The following is a 16,242-nucleotide window of genomic DNA, read 5'->3' on the forward strand; positions in this document are numbered from 1 at the left end:
TTTAAAATGTCTGAAAGTGAAATTCTTCGAAAAATTGCTGTGATTTTCGTAACCGATGTGGTCGGGTTTAGCACGCTCATGGCCCAAAATGAAGAACTTACCCTGCGCAGTTTTCGCAGCTGTAAAGAGATTCTGGACAATTTGTTTGAAGAGCATAGCGGGCGAATTTTTAACACGGCAGGAGATTCTGTTCTGGCCGAATTTCCAAGCGCGGTTTCGGCGGTTATTTGCGCCGTTGAATTTCAAAAGCTCATCAAAGCGCGCAATGCCTCGGTTAATAAAGAAGCGCAGATGCAATTTCGCATCGGCTTAAATATGGGGGATGTCATTATTGAAGGCACCAATCTCTATGGGGATGGGGTGAATGTGGCGGCCCGCTTAGAGGCGTTATCGCAAGCCGGTGGCGTGTGCCTGTCAAAAAGTATTCATGACTTTGTGAGCCAGAAAGTGGATTTGGGCTTTCAAGATATTGGGCCGCAACAGGTTAAGAATACCAACGTGCACGCGTTTGATGTTTCCATTGGCGGGCTGGCGCCGCGCCAGATCGCGCCAACGCCGGTTGCAATCGAACCCGTTGAGGCTGGCGCGCCGCCTTCAATTGCCGTTTTACCATTTAAAAATATGAGCACGGATAAAGAACAGGAATATTTTGCCGATGGGGTGACGGAAGATATCATCAGCCATTTGGCGCTGTGGAAAACCTTTCCGGTGGTCTCGCGCAATTCTAGCTTTTCGGTGAAAGGTCTTTCGCTCACTGCGAGCGAAATTTCCGATAAGTTAAACGCCCGGTACTTGGTTGAGGGCAGTATACGTAAAGCTGGCAATAAGGTGCGGATCAGCGCCAGTTTAACCGATGCCTTAAAAGATCGTACAATATGGTCTGAACGTTGGGATCGCCCTTTGGATGATATTTTCGAAGTGCAAGATGAAATTTCGATCGCGGTTGCCCGGGCGATTGATCCTGAAATTCGCCGCCAATCTCGCGAAAATACGGAGCTTTCAAAGCCGGAAAGCCTCACCGCGTGGGATTTGTATTTGCAGGCCTTGCAAAAATATCACCGTCGAGATGCACCAGAGGGCATTTTGTCTTTATGCGATCAAGCGGTTCAGGCATCGGTAAATTTTCTGGATCCCTATCTTTTAAAATGCAAAGTCTTTCTTCGCGAAAGGTTCAAGCCACATAACCGAGACAGGCGCGCAGAACTGTCTGCTCAGATTTTTGAAATTGCTTCTTATGTTGTGGAAAAAGAAGCGTCGAATGCTGGGGCACTTGCTATGATGGCCAGCTATTATTTTCAGCTCAATGATTTGGGTAATGCGCGGCATTATGCCAATGAAGCATTCGGTATAAACCCCAATAATTCTGCGGCAACGCGGGCCTTAAGCCTGACAGAAGCCTATGCTGGCAATATTGACTTGGCCTATGATTATTTTTTGAAAACGCAGGCGCTTGACCCTTCTGAGTGGAGTGAATGGCCGCAATTTGAAGTCAGCCTTCTGATGGTTTTGGGGCGCATGAATGAGGCGTTGGATAAAATAACCCGCGCGGTTGAAAACGATCCGGAGAACAATTTGCTTTTGGGGTTTAAAGTAGCTGCATTGGGAAATTTAGACCGATTGGCCGATGCGCAGCGGGATTTGGAGGCCTTTTTGCAGCTGCGTCCCGATGTGACCTCATTGGCCGATTACGCCCCATTGCTTCCTGATTTTGCGGTGGAGGCCGTGTTGCAGGGCATGCAGAAAGCCGGGCTTACGTAATAAGCGGGTGCCAAATTCCCGCCGGTTAGGGTTGGCTTGCGGGCGTTTGGCACGGTTCTCGCACGCGCATGCAATAAAGCGTAAGGATCAAGGCCAGCTAGGGCGCCTAGCAAAGCGCGTAGTGCTACAGGATGAAAATGAACGAAAAGCTGATTCAAGAAACCATGCAATTGATTAGGCTGTCAGGTCATGTAATCGAAGGGCAGCTGATGTTTGAACCTTGGTCGGATCGCGCGATGCATTTCATTGATGGCTTGGCGCCGCAGGGGTATTCTTTGCACGCCAAGCTGCCCGAGCCTTTAGAGCAAGAGCTGATCGATTGGGCGCATAAAGATCGCCATATTTGGGCTTTGGCGCGCGGATATGTGCTGCGGATGGAAGCTGAAAGGCTGTTGGTTGGACCAGCGGCGCATGAATTTTCACTTTTGTTAACGGGCGGGTTTGAAAAGAAATGGCCGCGGGGGAAGAAAGAAAGTTTCTATCGAGATGATTTATTATGCATTTTGATTCAGTATTTAATCACCGCCCATAATATGAAAACGCGGGCCGTTTTTGGCAAAGATCAAAGCGCTCCCGTGATCGTGTTTGAAGCGTTTCAGCGGTTGGGGTTTAAAGATCGGCTCAGCGCTAAAGACTATGCAAAAAGGTGGGAAATCAACCGCAAGCGATCCAGTTATGCGACGGATTATTTCAAACGTAAGGCGCGAAATTTGGCCGAGTTGCTGCAGGCGAGCGGCTGGGCTTTTCAAGAGACATTGCCCGCCCCCGCCGCGCAGCCTGACCGGCCCGCCCCTCCTGACGAGGCGCGGGGCTCAGATTGATTTATCCTTAATTATTCGTGAAGCAGGCCACCATCGTATCGGCCATATTCTGCAAAACAGCCTCATAGAGCCTATGGTCCAAGGGCAGGCCTGCGCCAAGCGGATCCAACTGTTTCAAGCGTACTGAAGTCTCGCTGATCAAATTGTCTAGAAGCTTCGCGTTATATCCTGGCTCGGCAAACACACAGCTGATTTTTTGATCTTGTATGAGTTTCCGAATAGCCAAGATGCGGGCGGCGCTTGGCGGCGCGGCGTGCCCATCTGAAATGGCCCCTTGTGCGGCAAGCCCAAAGCGCGCTTCAAAATATTGGAAGGCATCATGCACGATTAAGAAGCGTTCCGCGCGATGCGGCGCCAGCTGCTGCGCGATGTTTTTGTTTAACAGCTCTAAGCTGGCTTTGGTCCTTGTAGCATTTGCATAATAGGTGCCGGCATTCTCGGGGTCTGTCTGCGATAATATATCCGCAATTGTGTAGATCCAATGTATTGCGTTTTCTGGATCCAACCAGAAATGCGGATCTAAGCCAGCGTGGTCGTGGTCTGCATGATCCTGATGGTCCTTCCCGTCATGCGCTGCGGCGTTTTCGTGCTTTTCTGCACGATTATGCTCTGTATGCCCATTGACTTCACCGCGGCCGTCATGTTCGTCATGTTCGTCATGTTCGTCATGTTCGTCATGTTCGTCATGTTCGTCATGTTCGTCATGTTCGTCATGTTCGTCATGTTCGTCATGTTCGTCATGTTCGTCATGTTCGTCATGTTCGTCATGTTCGTCATGTTCGTCATGTTCGTCATGTTCGTCATGTTCGTCATGTTCGTCATGTTCGTCATGTTCGTCATGGTTTTCAAAAAAGGCCCCTTCGCGAAATGATAATTGAACCACGCCTGTTTGTTCACCCAAGGCCACCGAGATAGGCGTATGTGTAAGAGAGGCTTGTGCTTTTTCCAACCAAGGGGTTAACCCTTCACCAATCCAAAAAATAATATCAGCCTGTCCAAGGTCGCGCCTTTGCGAAGGGCGTAGCGCGAAATTATGCGGAGACTCATTGCCGCGCAGCAGAAGTTTTGGCGTGCCCACGCCCTGCATTATGCTGCTGACAAGGCTGAAAACTGGCGGGATATCCACGACGATATTTGGCACATCTGCCCGCACGTCGCTTGCGCTGACAAGCAGCGCTGTGGCTAAAATTTTTAATCGGCGCATCGGATTCTTTCTTCGTGATATTATAACATATTTACTCTTTATTTGTTATAGAATAACATATCAAGAGGAATTGGCATTGGAATGCGCAAATTACTTTAGTACACAGGCAGGATGAATTTAGGATTCCACAAACATGATCATGCTGCTTGTATCAGCGAGGGGGTGGCCCGCGCGGATGCGCTTTGTGTTGAAGAAGGCGTTCAATTCACCCCAGTGCGAAAGCGAGTGTTAGAGTTGCTCTTGCAGGCGCATCGGGCGATGGGGGCGTATCAAATACTGGATCAGTTGCGTGAAGATGGCTTTAAGCATCAGCCGCCGGTGGCCTATCGGGCGCTTGATTTTCTGGTGGCGCGCGGCTTTGCGCATAAAATTGAAAAGCTAAACGCCTTTATTGCCTGCGCGCATCTTGGCTTGCACCATTCGCCAGCGTTTTTGATCTGTCGGCGCTGCGCGTCGGTTGCCGAAACGCGCGTGGATGAAACCAACGGTCCGTTAAGCGATGTGGCGGATTCTGCAGGGTTTATAATCGAAAAAGCGGTGATCGAAGCCGAAGGAATTTGCCCAAATTGTCTGACTGATCAACCGGAATGAGCTTGATTACGGCAAAAAACCTGAGCGTTGCGTTGAATGGCCGAACGGTTCTGCAAAATGTTGATTTGAGCATTTCATCGGCCGAAATCCTCACTGTTATTGGCCCCAACGGGTCGGGAAAAACCACCTTGCTGCGCAGCCTTATCGGTTCAATAACCCCGCTGAAAGGCGCTTTAACCCGGCAAGCTGGCTTGCGCATCGGCTATGTGCCGCAAAAGCTTCATATCGATGCCACCCTACCGCTGACTGTCAGCCGGTTTATGGCGCTGCCACGCCGCATGCCAGCCAAAGATCTTGAGGCCGCAGCGGCGCAGGCGGGGCTGGGGCATGTTTCGCAGGTGCAGTTATCACAGCTTTCTGGCGGACAATTTCAGCGCGTTTTACTGGCGCGCGCGCTGTTATGCCGCCCGCAGCTGTTAATTTTAGATGAACCGACGCAGGGTTTAGACCATTCTGGAGCCGCTGCTTTTTATCGGCAAATAGAAACGGTAAGGCAAGAGACTGGCTGCGCAGTGCTGTTGGTGAGCCATGATCTGCACGTTGTGATGGCGGCCTCTGATCGGGTGATTTGTTTGAACGGGCATGTCTGCTGCCAGGGAAGCCCAGAGCAGGTGGCCTCGAGCCCTGAATATCAAACCCTCTTTGGGGCCTCAACAGATGGTGCGATGGCGCTTTACCGCCATGAGCACGATCATGATCATGACGATCACCATGATCATCATCACGATCACCCGCGCGGGCCGGCTGCGACAGTTATAGTGCCAAAGCGTGCAGCCGATGCCAGTTCCAAAGAGCTGGGCTGATGGAGATGTTTGACGCCTTTTTGGTGCGGGCGATCTTGGCGGGTGTGGCATTGGCTTTGGCGGCTGCGCCGCTTGGCTGTTTTGTGGTTTGGAGGCGAATGGCGTATTTCGGAGATGCCATCGCGCATGCCTCAATCTTGGGTGTGGCATTGGCTTTGGCGTTTGCATTGCCGGTGTTTATTGGCGTGTTGCTGATTGCGCTTGCAATGGCGCTGGCGATTTCTGCGCTGCAGGCCCGCGGTCAAACATTGGATACGCTGCTTGGGGTGATGGCACATTCAACGCTGGCTTTGGGCTTGGTGACGGTATCGTTTTTCTCAGATGTGCGGATCGATCTTATGGCCTATCTTTTTGGAGATATTCTATCGGTTGCTTGGTCCGATTTTCTGTGGATAGGCCTTGGGCTTTTCCTCGTGGTGGGGTTGCTGGGGTGGCGCTGGTCGGCCTTGCTGACCTGCACTTTGAACCGCGATTTGGCGCAGGCTGAGGGGATTAACCCCAAGCGTGAGCAATTGGTATTGACCTTGGCCTTGGCCCTTATTGTGGCGCTCGGCATTCAAGTTGTCGGGGCTATCCTCATCGCGGCTTTGTTGATTATTCCAGCAGCTGCGGCGCGTAATTTTGCAAATACACCCGAAGCGATGGCGTTGATCGCGGCGGCGTTTGGTGCTTGTGCAACGCTTGGCGGTCTTGCTGCCTCATTGCATTGGGATACACCAACCGGCCCCAGCATTATTTGCTGCGCGGCGGCGCTGTTCTTTACATCAACGTTGCTGGGCGCGCTGCGCGGGCGTGATTTGTCTTAAGTAACGCCGCGCATCGCGCTGCTATTGATCCGCAGGGCTTTCATTTGTTGCGGCAGGGCCCATCCGGTTGAACACATCTAGATCGCGGATAGTGATCGCACCCGATAAGATGATCGATGTAATCACGGCCCAAAGCACCGCAGCGATCGCTGTGGTAATCCAAGCCTTCTTTTTCAAATTGTGATCTTCAGGCGCTCCGGCATGCGTGCCAGGCACGACCGAGCCGACATCGCCCTGCGTTTTGAGACGGATGGGGATTACAACCAGAAAGGTTAAAAACCACAGAACGGCAAAGAGAACCAGCGCAGAGGTTATGGACATGTTCGCTTTTCTCCTCGCTACACTTGTTCAAGTTCAATCAAGGTGCCGTTGAAGTCCTTGGGATGTAAAAACAGCACAGGTTTTCCATGCGCGCCGATTTTTGGCTCACCATTGCCTAAAACCCGGGCGCCAGCCTCAAGAAGTTGGTCGCGGGCTTGCGTAATATCGCCGACCTCATAACAGATATGGTGGATGCCACCGCTTGGGTTTTTATCAAGAAAGCTTTGGATCGGGCTGGTTTCTCCCAAAGGATAAAGCAGTTCAATCTTGGTGTTCGGCAGCGTGATGAATACCACGGTGACGCCATGATCAGGCTCATCTTGGGCGGGGCCAACCTCAGCCCCCAAGGTGCTGCGATATTGCTCTGCAGCGCGTTCTAAGTCGGGGACGGCGATGGCCACATGATTGAGGCGTCCGATCATCTGAGCTCTCCTATCGATTGCGCAACGTTATGCGCTCAGAGTGGCGGCGGTGCAAGAGCCGCCCGCGCGATCTGGCTTGAATTAACCGCTTATTAGCCACCCTGAGGCAGGATGGTTTCAGAATCGCAGGAGGCGCGCATGAATTCATTGGATCTGGTAGAACTGACGCCAATGGGGCGCAACACCCGACCCTTGATCGGAAAAACAGTTCTGATTGTCGAAGATAGCCGTTTTATCTGTGAAGCGGCGCGTTTGATGTGTTTGCACAGCGGTGCCCGATTGCGCCGCGCGGATAGTTTGGCGGCGGCGCGCCGGCATTTGAACGTTTACTTCCCCACAATCGTCATTATCGACGTTGGTTTGCCGGATGGATCCGGCCTTCAGTTGATATCAGAATTGGCGGGCGCATCTCCGCGCATTTCTGTGATTTTGGGCACCAGCGGGGATGATCTGATGCATGATCAAAGCTTGAAAGTGGGCGCGGATGGATTTCTTGCAAAACCTTTTGAAAACCTCTCTTGCTTTCAATCAACGATTTTGCAGCTTTTGCCCGTCGAACAAAAACCCAAAGGTCCGATTGTTTTGCAAGATGCGCCGGTCATACCTGATTTGATTACGTTTCGCGATGATTTGGTGCAGGCGCTGATCAGCTTGAAAGATTATCCCTCCGCCAAGGAAGAAGGCTTTATTCGCAGTTTTTTGGCGGGGGTGTGCGCGGCCAGTGGCGATGATTATATGCAAGAGGCCATAAAAACCGGCGATATTGATCAGCTCTGCGCGAAAATTGAACACCGCATTGGCCAGATCGCAATTCTGTAATCCATGAGGGGTAAAATCGCGCGCTGCACATTGATCAGGCTTCTGCCGCTTTAGTCTTGCGGGATGACCCGCAGGTTCAGCTCCATCAATTGATCCGCCATCGGCTGACTTGGCGCGTCCATCATAAGATCCTCGGCGCGTTGGTTCATGGGGAACATGATCACTTCGCGGATATTTGCCTCATCGGCCAGCAGCATCACGATACGATCAATCCCGGCGGCGCATCCACCATGCGGCGGTGCGCCAAATTGAAACGCGTTGACCATGCCGCCAAATCTTTTGCGCACTTCGCTTTCATCATAGCCAGCGATTTCAAAGGCTTTGAACATGATTTCGGGTTTGTGGTTGCGGATCGCGCCAGAAACCAATTCATATCCGTTGCAAGATAAATCATATTGGTAGCCCAAAACTGCAATAGGATCACCCTCAAGCGCTTCCATACCGCCTTGCGGCATCGAAAACGGATTATGTTCAAAATCTATTTTACCGGTTTCCGTATCTTGTTCATAAATCGGAAAATCAACAATCCAAGCGAAGGCAAAACGATTTTCATCGGTTAGATTAAGCTCTTCGCCAATCACGTTGCGGGCGCGGCCTGCAACGGCCTCGAAGGTTTTGGGTTTCCCGCCCAAGAAAAACGCAGCATCTCCTACGTCCAGGCCAAGCTGCTGCCGGATCGCTTCTGTGCGCTCTGGCCCGATATTTTTGGCCAAAGGCCCCGCCGCTTCCATGCCGTTTTCGCCGCTGCGCCAGAAAATATAGCCCATACCGGGCAAGCCTTCTTTTTGCGCAAACGCGTTCATCCGGTCGCAAAACTTGCGGCTGCCGCCCCCGGGCGCGGGGATGGCGCGAATTTCGGTGCCCTCTTGTTCCAATAAATTTGCAAAAATTGCAAAGCCCGACCCGCGAAAATGATCAGAAACGCGCTGCATTTTGATCGGGTTGCGCAGATCTGGCTTGTCCGAACCGTACCAAAGCGCTGCATCGCGATAGGAGATTTGCGGCCACTCGGTATCGACTGTCCGCCCGCCGCCAAAATCTTCAAAAACCGAACGTAAAACGGGTTGAATCGTGTCGAACACATCCTGTTGCGTGACAAATGACATCTCAAGATCAAGCTGATAAAAATCAGTTGGAGAGCGATCCGCGCGCGGATCTTCATCGCGAAAGCAGGGGGCAATTTGAAAATATTTGTCAAAGCCCGAAACCATGATCAGCTGTTTGAACTGTTGAGGCGCCTGCGGCAATGCATAGAACTTGCCCGGATGCAGCCGGCTTGGCACCAGAAAATCGCGCGCGCCTTCCGGGCTTGAGGCTGTGATGATCGGAGTTTGATATTCGCGGAAATTGCGGTCCCACATTTTGCGTCGGATGCTGGCCACGACGTCTGAGCGCAGCTTCATAGTGTCCTGCAACTTTTGGCGGCGCAGATCCAAATAGCGGTAGCGCAGGCGGGTTTCTTCAGGATAGTCTTGCTCGCCAAAGACCATAAGCGGCAGCTCTTCAGCTTGCCCCAAAACTTCCAGATCGCGAATAAATACCTCAACCTCACCCGTGGGGATTTTGACGTTGATCAGGCTTTCATCGCGCAGTATGACATTGCCATCAATGCGGATACACCATTCGCTGCGCAGCTTTTCAATTTCTGCAAAGACGGGGCTGTCCGGATCCGCCATCACCTGCGTGATGCCATAATGATCGCGCAGATCGATAAACAACAATCCTCCATGATCACGCACGCGATGCACCCAGCCTGAAAGACGCACGGTCTCTCCGACATTTGATTTATTGAGGTCTGCGCATGTATGGCTGCGATAGGCGTGCATGGCTTTGGCCTTTCCAAGCAAAGATCAATGTTTGTGCCGATACACAGGGTTGTGGGGCTGATGTCAAGTCATCCCAGAAGCAGTTTGCCCTTGATTTCGCCTCTCAGCGCGTTGCCAAGCCAAAACGACTGGCAATTTTCCAAATCTCTAGCGGTGATTATTTTTGCCCGCACTTGACGTTTTGCCAGTTTGCGGGCTCGTAACACGCCGGGCAAGCATCCGCTGCTGATTGGCGGCGTCACCCATTCTCCGGTTTTTAGCTGCAGAAAAATATTGGTTATCGTGCCCTCACAGAGGTGATTTTTTTCGTTGAAAAAGATCATTTCATCGATATCGGGTGGCAGCGCAGCGCGAGCGTCATCATAGATCTGGCGTTGGGTGGTTTTATGGCGCAGCCAGGGATCATAGGACGTTAACCGCTGCGGACTTATGGCAACCTGCCATTCGGGCTGCGTGGGAGCAAGCGGCGCCTGTGTTATTTCAACGGCCCCAGCTTGGTCGATAGTGAGCCGGCATCGCAAGACTTTGGTGGTTTTGATCGTTTGAATTTTTTCGGTGATAAAGCCGCGCTGGAATACAAACCCCAATTTTTGCGCGCTTAGGCACATGCGGTCTAAATGCCGCTTTATATCAACCGCTCCGAGCTGCGGATCAATCCGCAGGGTTTCAATCAAACGGCAGTTTTTTGGAATGCGGTTGCGAAGCGGGCTTTCCACAGAGCTTCCTCATATTCTGAGGCGGCATCGCTGTCATAGACTACGCCGCCGCCAACGTTTAATCGAACGCTTTGGTTATCGATCATCAGGCTGCGGATCGCAACATTGAACTCAGAGCTGCCATCCGGCGCGGCCCAGCCGATCGTACCACAATAAATTTCACGCGGCTCGGGCTCCAAATCACGCAAAATTTGCATCGCCCGCAATTTTGGAGCACCGGTGATAGAGCCACAGGGAAACAGCGCTTTGAAAATATCAGACAGCGTTTGGCCTCTGCGCAATTGACCCAATACTTGCGAGGTCATCTGATGGACGGTTGCATAGGTTTCCACGCGATAAAGCGAGGGCACTTTCACGGATCCTGCTTCGCAAATGCGCGAAATATCATTGCGCAGAAGATCTACTATCATCAGGTTTTCTGCGCGATTTTTCGGGTCTGATTGCAGGTAGTCTAGCCGTTTCTGGTCTTCAGGTTTCGTGATGCCGCGCGGCTGTGTGCCTTTCATCGGGCGGGTTTCGATCTGCCCGGACGCATCTGTGCGAAAAAACAATTCTGGAGATCGCGATATGATCGCCCTGCCATCTTCTTGTTCGACCAAGGCGCCATGTTTTACCGCCTGGTAAGCGCTGAGATCGTCAAACAAACGTTCAACCGATCCTTGGAATTCCGCCGTTAGCCCGAAGGTAAGATTGGCCTGATAAATATCCCCCGCAGCGATATAACGTTGGACGGTGGTAAAGGCCTTTTCGTATTCGTCAAACCGCCATTGCGGCGTAAAGGCGCTAAGCTGCGCTGCCCGGTGGGCTGCGGTTGAGAGGGGTGGCCGCGCTGTTGGGCCTTTGTAAACGCCAAAACATAGTAAAGGCCATTGCCGCGTTTCCGGCATTGCCGCGTTGAGGCGCGGCTCAAGCGCATAGCCCATCTCATAGCTGGCATAGCCCGCGATCCAATGCCCCTCTGAAAGCGCGGCATCCAAAGCTATCAGGGCGTTTGGTAGGGCTGAGGGGGTGGCAGCACAAATCACCCTGACCGGGTGGTCAAAACTGCGCGGTTGTTGCGCATCATCTGTGTCAAACCGAATCTTCATGTCACGTCCGCTGCCATTCTCACGTCTCTCATAGGACGAGTTTACCGAAGAGGACAGACACTTATACCGCAAATAATCGTATTTTTGCCTAGGCACTTGCACCTTGCAGCGTGATCACTATAACCCACAACAATTTGCCGCGCTTTGCATGGCAGCGCGCGGCTGTTTCGCCGCTTTATCAAAGGTTTTATAATGCCCAAAAGAACCGATATTTCATCGATCATGATCATCGGAGCCGGTCCTATTGTTATCGGACAAGCTTGTGAATTTGACTATTCAGGGACGCAGGCCTGCAAAGCGTTGCGAGAAGAAGGGTATCGGGTGATTTTGGTCAATTCCAACCCGGCCACGATTATGACCGATCCGGGTTTGGCGGATGCCACGTATATCGAACCGATCACCCCCGATGTGGTTGCCAAGATTATTGAAAAAGAACGCCCCGACGCATTATTGCCCACGATGGGTGGACAGACTGCGTTGAACACATCTTTGGCGCTAGAGGAAATGGGCGTTTTAGACAAATTCAACGTTGAAATGATCGGCGCGAAGCGTGATGCGATTGAAATGGCTGAAGATCGTAAATTATTTCGCGAAGCGATGGATCGGTTGGGGATCGAAAACCCCAAAGCCACGATTATTACCGCGCCGAAAGATGCCGAAGGTAAAACGGATTTGAACGCCGGCGTTCGCATGGCCAATGAGGCCTTGGATGAAATCGGATTGCCCGCGATCATTCGCCCAGCCTTTACGTTGGGCGGAACAGGCGGCGGCGTGGCCTATAATCGCGATGATTTTGAATATTATTGCCGCACGGGTATGGATGCTTCGCCGGTGAACCAGATTTTGGTGGATGAATCGCTTCTGGGTTGGAAAGAATATGAAATGGAAGTGGTGCGCGACGCCGCGGATAACGCCATTATCGTCTGTTCGATTGAAAATGTGGATCCGATGGGCGTGCATACGGGCGATTCGATCACCGTCGCGCCAGCGCTGACATTGACGGATAAAGAATATCAAATCATGCGCAACCATTCGATCGCCGTGTTACGCGAAATCGGCGTGGAGACTGGGGGCTCGAACGTGCAATGGGCGATCAATCCCGAAGATGGGCGTATGGTGGTGATTGAAATGAACCCGCGCGTGTCGCGCTCTTCTGCGCTGGCCTCTAAAGCAACCGGGTTCCCCATTGCAAAAATTGCCGCCAAACTGGCCATTGGCTATACGCTGGACGAGCTGGACAATGATATCACCCGGGTAACACCTGCAAGCTTTGAGCCGACAATCGATTACGTTGTAACCAAAATTCCACGTTTTGCCTTTGAGAAATTTCCCAACTCGCAGCCCGAGCTGACCACGGCGATGAAATCTGTCGGCGAAGCGATGGCAATCGGCCGCACGATTCATGAATCGTTGCAAAAAGCCTTGGCGTCTATGGAAACCGGTCTGACCGGTTTTGATGAGGTTGAGATCGAAGGGGCGCCTGAAAAAGCTGCGGTTGTGCGCGCGATCAGTTTGCAAACGCCGGATCGGATGCGCACGATTGCGCAAGCGATGCGCCATGGGCTGAGCGATGATGAAATCTTTGCCGTCACCAAATTTGATCCCTGGTTTTTGGCCCGGATCCGCGAAATCGTTGATATGGAAGAGGCCGTGAAGACAAATGGGCTTCCGCAAAATGCAGAGGCTCTGCGCGAGTTGAAAATGTTCGGCTTTACCGATGCCCGTCTTGCCCATTTGACGGGGAAGAGCGAAACCGCAATACGCCAGCTGCGCCACGCTAAGGGTGTGACGGCGGTGTTCAAGCGGATTGATACCTGCGCGGCTGAATTTGAAGCTCAAACCCCTTATATGTATTCCACCTATGAAACCCCGATGATGGGCGATGTGGAATGTGAAGCGCGCCCGACCGAGGCGTCAAAAGTTGTTATTTTGGGCGGTGGCCCAAACCGTATTGGGCAGGGAATCGAATTTGATTACTGCTGTTGTCATGCTTGCTTTGCACTGACCGATGCGGGCTATGAAACCATCATGGTGAATTGTAATCCTGAAACGGTTTCTACTGATTATGATACCTCAGACCGGCTATATTTTGAGCCGCTTACATTCGAACATGTGATGGAAATTCTGCGGGTTGAGCAAGAAATGGGCACTTTGCACGGGGTGATCGTGCAGTTTGGCGGGCAAACCCCGTTAAAATTGGCCAAAGCGCTGGACGCTGAGGGTATTCCAATTTTGGGCACCACGCCGGATGCGATTGATTTGGCCGAAGATCGCGAGCGGTTTCAAAAACTGGTGCAAGATCTGGGGCTAAAGCAACCCAAGAATGGCATCGCCAGCACGAATGAACAGGCGATTGAAATTGCCCAAGGGCTGGGGTTTCCTTTGGTGATCCGTCCGTCTTACGTGCTGGGCGGCCGGGCGATGGAAATCGTGCGCGATATGGGTCAATTGGAACGTTATATCAAAGATGCGGTTGAGGTCTCTGGGGATAGCCCTGTTTTGCTTGACAGTTATTTGGCGGGCGCCGTTGAATGTGATGTGGATGCGCTTTGTGACGGCACTACCGTGCATGTCGCGGGCATTATGCAGCATATCGAAGAAGCCGGCGTGCATTCAGGTGACAGCGCCTGCTCTTTGCCGCCCTATTCTCTTTCTTCTGAGATTATTGAGGAATTGAAAAGGCAAACGCAGGCCTTGGCTCTGGCGCTGGGTGTTGTGGGGCTGATGAACATTCAATTCGCGGTGAAAGATGGCGAGATTTATTTGATTGAAGTCAATCCGCGCGCCAGCCGCACTGTGCCATTTGTGGCCAAAGCCACCGATAGCGCCATTGCCTCGATTGCGGCGCGTCTGATGGCGGGGGAGCCGATGGAAAACTTTCCACTGCGCGCGCCCTACGGCGAAGCCTCTTATGAACAATCGGTGCCGATCGCTGATCCAATGACCTTGGCCGATCCCGATATGCCCTGGTATAGCGTAAAAGAAGCGGTGATGCCGTTTGCGCGCTTCCCGGGTGTAGATACAATTTTGGGGCCTGAAATGCGCTCGACTGGCGAGGTGATGGGCTGGGATCAAAGTTTTGCAAGGGCATTTTTAAAGGCACAGATGGGCGCTGGTATGGATTTACCACGGCCCAAGCCAGGGAAAGACACGCGCGTGTTTATATCGATCAAAGATGCAGATAAAACCGAACAGATGGTGGAAACTGCGCAGATCTTGGTTGGGCTTGGCTTCGCTTTGGTCGCCACGCGGGGCACCGCGGCCTTCCTATCGGAGCATAAGATCAACTGCGATGTTGTGAATAAGATGTATGAGGGCCGCCCGAATATCGTTGATATGCTGAAAAATGAAGAGATTTCTTTGGTGATGAACACAACCGAAGGGGCGCAAGCTGTGGAGGATAGCCGTGATATCCGTGCGGTCGCGCTTTTCGATAAAATTCCCTATTACACCACAGCTGCGGCCTCTTATGCGGCGGCGCTGGCGATGCAAGCGCGCGAAGAAGGCGCATTAAACGTCAAATCTTTGCAAGGCTAAGCGGGCGCAATTTTCCCAGAGCGCGGGTATGCGCGGCCAAATTGGCTTGGGGGCAGCCTGCGCGTTACGCCCGGTTTGGATTAGCCGTCAGGCTGGGTATCAAGCATAGATTTGCGCTGTGAAAAACGGTGATACCAAGCGCTTAATCGGTCGCGCCCGTTGCGCCAAGCCCGCGCCTCATGGCGGAAATCAAGATAACCTAAGCTGCAGGCCAACGCCAATTGCCCCATATTTACCGGCCCATCTAGCGCAGAGAAATCCCCCGAATTTAATGCATCAAGGGCTTGCGCAACTTTTGCCCATTGGGCTTCGATCCAGCCGGGCGATTGCTCATGCGCGGCGCGCAGGCGCAGTTCATAGACCATCGAAACGGCCGATTCTGCTATGCCATCGGCCAAGGCTTCCAGAGTCAGCACATCCCATAAAGTTTCTTTGGGATAAAAATTGCTGCCTGCAAAATCATCCAAATAGCGGCAAATCACCCGGCTATCGAACAATGCCCCGCCATCTTCTGTGATCAAAGTGGGCAGTTTGGCAAGCGGGTTTGCGGCTTTCAAATCTGCAGCGCTGTTAAAGGCCGTGGTTTGCACGGTTTTTAAAGCGATTTTCTCTGTCAGTCCGGTTTCATGCATCAAGACATAGACTTTGCGGGCAAAGGGCGAGGCGGCCGAAAAAATCAATTGCATGGTAAATTTGCCTTTACGTAAACATTTCACCGCAAGCTAACGCTCGGCTGACCGCTTTTCCAGCGCTATTTGCGCTTTACCTATTAAATGCGCAGCCAAGATTGCGCCAGCGTTCCAGAGGCGTAGATGCACCGCGCCGGATTATTCATTTCGATCAGCTCGGGCCAAACCTTTTTGAAGCATATCCTATTATTTAGACGTGGCGCTTGGCTGGCTTGGGAACAGCGTTGGGGGATCGCCGTCTTGCCATTTGGGATATTTTTGCATCACAAGATGAAATGCATCAGAGCTTAGAAAGCCCTCGAGCCAGCGTTGCAAATAGGGCCATGGCTGGGCGTCGAACCAGGCTCTATCGATAAAGGCAAATTGGCGCACGAAAGGCAATATCGCGCTATCTGCCAAGGTTGCGCTGGGCCCGAATAAGAACCCTGCCTGCAGCTGCTCGTTTAAGAGTTGTAAAAATTCGCTGGCGATCTGGCGATTTTTTAGCGGATCATCTTGGGGAAAGCGGTTGGGGTATTTTGTACGATCTAATGCGGCTTTAAACGCTCCGTCATTCTGGTCAATCAGCGCATAACCTGCATCGGGCATTTTTAGCCAGCCCTGTGGGTCATTTTGCCTTAACGCCCAGATCATAATATCAAGGCTTTCATCAATCACAAAATTGTCATGCTGCAGACAGGGCACGCTTTGGCTGGGCGAAATAGATAAAAAAGCGGGCGCTTTGTCGCGCAAAACGATCTCGCGCAGGTCTGTAGAAATGGCAGAGACCTGCAGCGCAAGCCGGGCACGGATGGCATAGGGGCAACGCCGAAAACTATATAGAATGGGCAGGGTCATCCGA

General features: G+C 52.1%; 15 protein-coding genes. 7 read left to right on the forward strand and 8 right to left on the reverse strand.

Features of this window, described 5'->3' with window-relative positions; translation table 11 throughout:
* The first annotated feature begins 6 nt into the window (after positions 1-6).
* Complete coding sequence (locus tag GN241_17510; GenBank protein ID XAT58999.1) at positions 7-1,758, forward strand: adenylate/guanylate cyclase domain-containing protein; 1,752 nt, start codon at positions 7-9, stop codon at positions 1,756-1,758.
* Between the two features lie 137 nt (positions 1,759-1,895).
* Complete coding sequence (locus GN241_17515) at positions 1,896-2,579, forward strand: hypothetical protein (GenBank protein XAT59000.1); 684 nt, start codon at positions 1,896-1,898, stop codon at positions 2,577-2,579.
* Between the two features lie 7 nt (positions 2,580-2,586).
* Here the strand turns inward: GN241_17515 and GN241_17520 are convergent, their stop codons facing one another.
* A complete protein-coding gene (locus GN241_17520; GenBank protein ID XAT59001.1) occupies positions 2,587-3,783 on the reverse strand; it encodes a zinc ABC transporter solute-binding protein in 1,197 nt (398 codons plus the stop codon).
* 111 nt (positions 3,784-3,894) lie between these two features.
* Here GN241_17520 and GN241_17525 point away from each other — a divergent pair, with 111 nt between their 5' ends.
* Genes GN241_17525 through GN241_17535 form a run of 3 tightly spaced genes read left to right on the forward strand, consistent with a single transcriptional unit; the run spans position 3,895 to position 5,983 of the window.
* Positions 3,895-4,374 carry a transcriptional repressor gene (locus GN241_17525; GenBank protein ID XAT59002.1) on the forward strand — a complete coding sequence of 160 codons (480 nt, stop codon included), beginning with the start codon at positions 3,895-3,897 and terminating at the stop codon, positions 4,372-4,374.
* Positions 4,371-5,177, forward strand: coding sequence for an ATP-binding cassette domain-containing protein (locus GN241_17530; GenBank protein XAT59003.1), 807 nt, complete (start codon positions 4,371-4,373; stop codon positions 5,175-5,177). The genes GN241_17525 and GN241_17530 overlap by 4 nt, the downstream gene beginning before the upstream one ends.
* Positions 5,177-5,983 carry an iron chelate uptake ABC transporter family permease subunit gene (locus GN241_17535; protein ID XAT59004.1) on the forward strand — a complete coding sequence of 269 codons (807 nt, stop codon included), beginning with the start codon at positions 5,177-5,179 and terminating at the stop codon, positions 5,981-5,983. The genes GN241_17530 and GN241_17535 overlap by 1 nt, the downstream gene beginning before the upstream one ends.
* 21 nt (positions 5,984-6,004) lie before the next feature.
* Here GN241_17535 and GN241_17540 read toward each other — a convergent pair whose 3' ends face one another.
* A complete protein-coding gene (locus GN241_17540) occupies positions 6,005-6,304 on the reverse strand; it encodes a DUF1467 family protein (protein ID XAT59005.1) in 300 nt (99 codons plus the stop codon).
* Between the two features lie 17 nt (positions 6,305-6,321).
* A complete protein-coding gene (gene mce / locus GN241_17545) occupies positions 6,322-6,726 on the reverse strand; it encodes a methylmalonyl-CoA epimerase (GenBank protein XAT59006.1) in 405 nt (134 codons plus the stop codon).
* A gap of 138 nt (positions 6,727-6,864) precedes the next feature.
* Between mce and GN241_17550 the strand changes: the two genes are divergently transcribed.
* Positions 6,865-7,545 carry a response regulator gene (locus GN241_17550; GenBank protein ID XAT59007.1) on the forward strand — a complete coding sequence of 227 codons (681 nt, stop codon included), beginning with the start codon at positions 6,865-6,867 and terminating at the stop codon, positions 7,543-7,545.
* A gap of 50 nt (positions 7,546-7,595) precedes the next feature.
* Here the strand turns inward: GN241_17550 and aspS are convergent, their stop codons facing one another.
* The 3 genes from aspS to GN241_17565 all read right to left on the reverse strand — a co-directional run bounded on the left by aspS (position 7,596) and on the right by GN241_17565 (position 11,175).
* Positions 7,596-9,371: an aspartate--tRNA ligase gene (gene aspS, locus GN241_17555; protein ID XAT59008.1), complete on the reverse strand. Its 1,776-nt coding sequence runs from the start codon at positions 9,369-9,371 to the stop codon at positions 7,596-7,598.
* 68 nt (positions 9,372-9,439) lie between these two features.
* The gene (locus GN241_17560) at positions 9,440-10,087 is read right to left on the reverse strand and encodes a 4-amino-4-deoxychorismate lyase (GenBank protein XAT59009.1); all 648 of its coding nucleotides are present in this window, start codon (positions 10,085-10,087) and stop codon (positions 9,440-9,442) included.
* Complete coding sequence (locus tag GN241_17565) at positions 10,042-11,175, reverse strand: aminodeoxychorismate synthase component I (GenBank protein XAT59010.1); 1,134 nt, start codon at positions 11,173-11,175, stop codon at positions 10,042-10,044. Before GN241_17565 ends, GN241_17560 begins: the two co-directional genes overlap by 46 nt.
* A gap of 192 nt (positions 11,176-11,367) precedes the next feature.
* Between GN241_17565 and carB the strand changes: the two genes are divergently transcribed.
* Positions 11,368-14,712: a carbamoyl-phosphate synthase large subunit gene (carB, locus tag GN241_17570; GenBank protein XAT59011.1), complete on the forward strand. Its 3,345-nt coding sequence runs from the start codon at positions 11,368-11,370 to the stop codon at positions 14,710-14,712.
* Between the two features lie 80 nt (positions 14,713-14,792).
* On the opposite strand, the gene GN241_17575 is transcribed toward carB, so the two are convergent.
* A complete protein-coding gene (locus tag GN241_17575) occupies positions 14,793-15,398 on the reverse strand; it encodes a glutathione S-transferase (GenBank protein XAT59012.1) in 606 nt (201 codons plus the stop codon).
* Between the two features lie 189 nt (positions 15,399-15,587).
* A complete protein-coding gene (locus GN241_17580; GenBank protein XAT59340.1) occupies positions 15,588-16,238 on the reverse strand; it encodes a glutathione S-transferase in 651 nt (216 codons plus the stop codon).
* Positions 16,239-16,242: the final 4 nt, after the last annotated feature.

Source organism: Rhodobacteraceae bacterium IMCC1335, from assembly GCA_039640495.1.
In the GTDB taxonomy this organism is placed as follows: domain Bacteria; phylum Pseudomonadota; class Alphaproteobacteria; order Rhodobacterales; family Rhodobacteraceae; genus Thalassovivens.

Excerpts from the sequence above, each read along its gene's own strand:
- mce (XAT59006.1), bottom strand. The coding sequence starts at position 6,726 with ATGATCGGACGCCTCAATCATGTGGCCATCGCCGTCCCCGACTTAGAA.
- GN241_17550 (XAT59007.1), top strand. The coding sequence starts at position 6,865 with ATGAATTCATTGGATCTGGTAGAACTGACGCCAATGGGGCGCAACACC.
- GN241_17535 (XAT59004.1), top strand. The coding sequence starts at position 5,177 with ATGGAGATGTTTGACGCCTTTTTGGTGCGGGCGATCTTGGCGGGTGTG.
- GN241_17580 (XAT59340.1), bottom strand. The coding sequence starts at position 16,238 with ATGACCCTGCCCATTCTATATAGTTTTCGGCGTTGCCCCTATGCCATC.
- GN241_17520 (XAT59001.1), bottom strand. The coding sequence starts at position 3,783 with ATGCGCCGATTAAAAATTTTAGCCACAGCGCTGCTTGTCAGCGCAAGC.
- GN241_17530 (XAT59003.1), top strand. The coding sequence starts at position 4,371 with ATGAGCTTGATTACGGCAAAAAACCTGAGCGTTGCGTTGAATGGCCGA.
- carB (XAT59011.1), top strand. The coding sequence starts at position 11,368 with ATGCCCAAAAGAACCGATATTTCATCGATCATGATCATCGGAGCCGGT.
- GN241_17540 (XAT59005.1), bottom strand. The coding sequence starts at position 6,304 with ATGTCCATAACCTCTGCGCTGGTTCTCTTTGCCGTTCTGTGGTTTTTA.
- GN241_17575 (XAT59012.1), bottom strand. The coding sequence starts at position 15,398 with ATGCAATTGATTTTTTCGGCCGCCTCGCCCTTTGCCCGCAAAGTCTAT.
- GN241_17525 (XAT59002.1), top strand. The coding sequence starts at position 3,895 with ATGAATTTAGGATTCCACAAACATGATCATGCTGCTTGTATCAGCGAG.
- GN241_17510 (XAT58999.1), top strand. The coding sequence starts at position 7 with ATGTCTGAAAGTGAAATTCTTCGAAAAATTGCTGTGATTTTCGTAACC.
- aspS (XAT59008.1), bottom strand. The coding sequence starts at position 9,371 with ATGCACGCCTATCGCAGCCATACATGCGCAGACCTCAATAAATCAAAT.
- GN241_17565 (XAT59010.1), bottom strand. The coding sequence starts at position 11,175 with ATGAAGATTCGGTTTGACACAGATGATGCGCAACAACCGCGCAGTTTT.
- GN241_17515 (XAT59000.1), top strand. The coding sequence starts at position 1,896 with ATGAACGAAAAGCTGATTCAAGAAACCATGCAATTGATTAGGCTGTCA.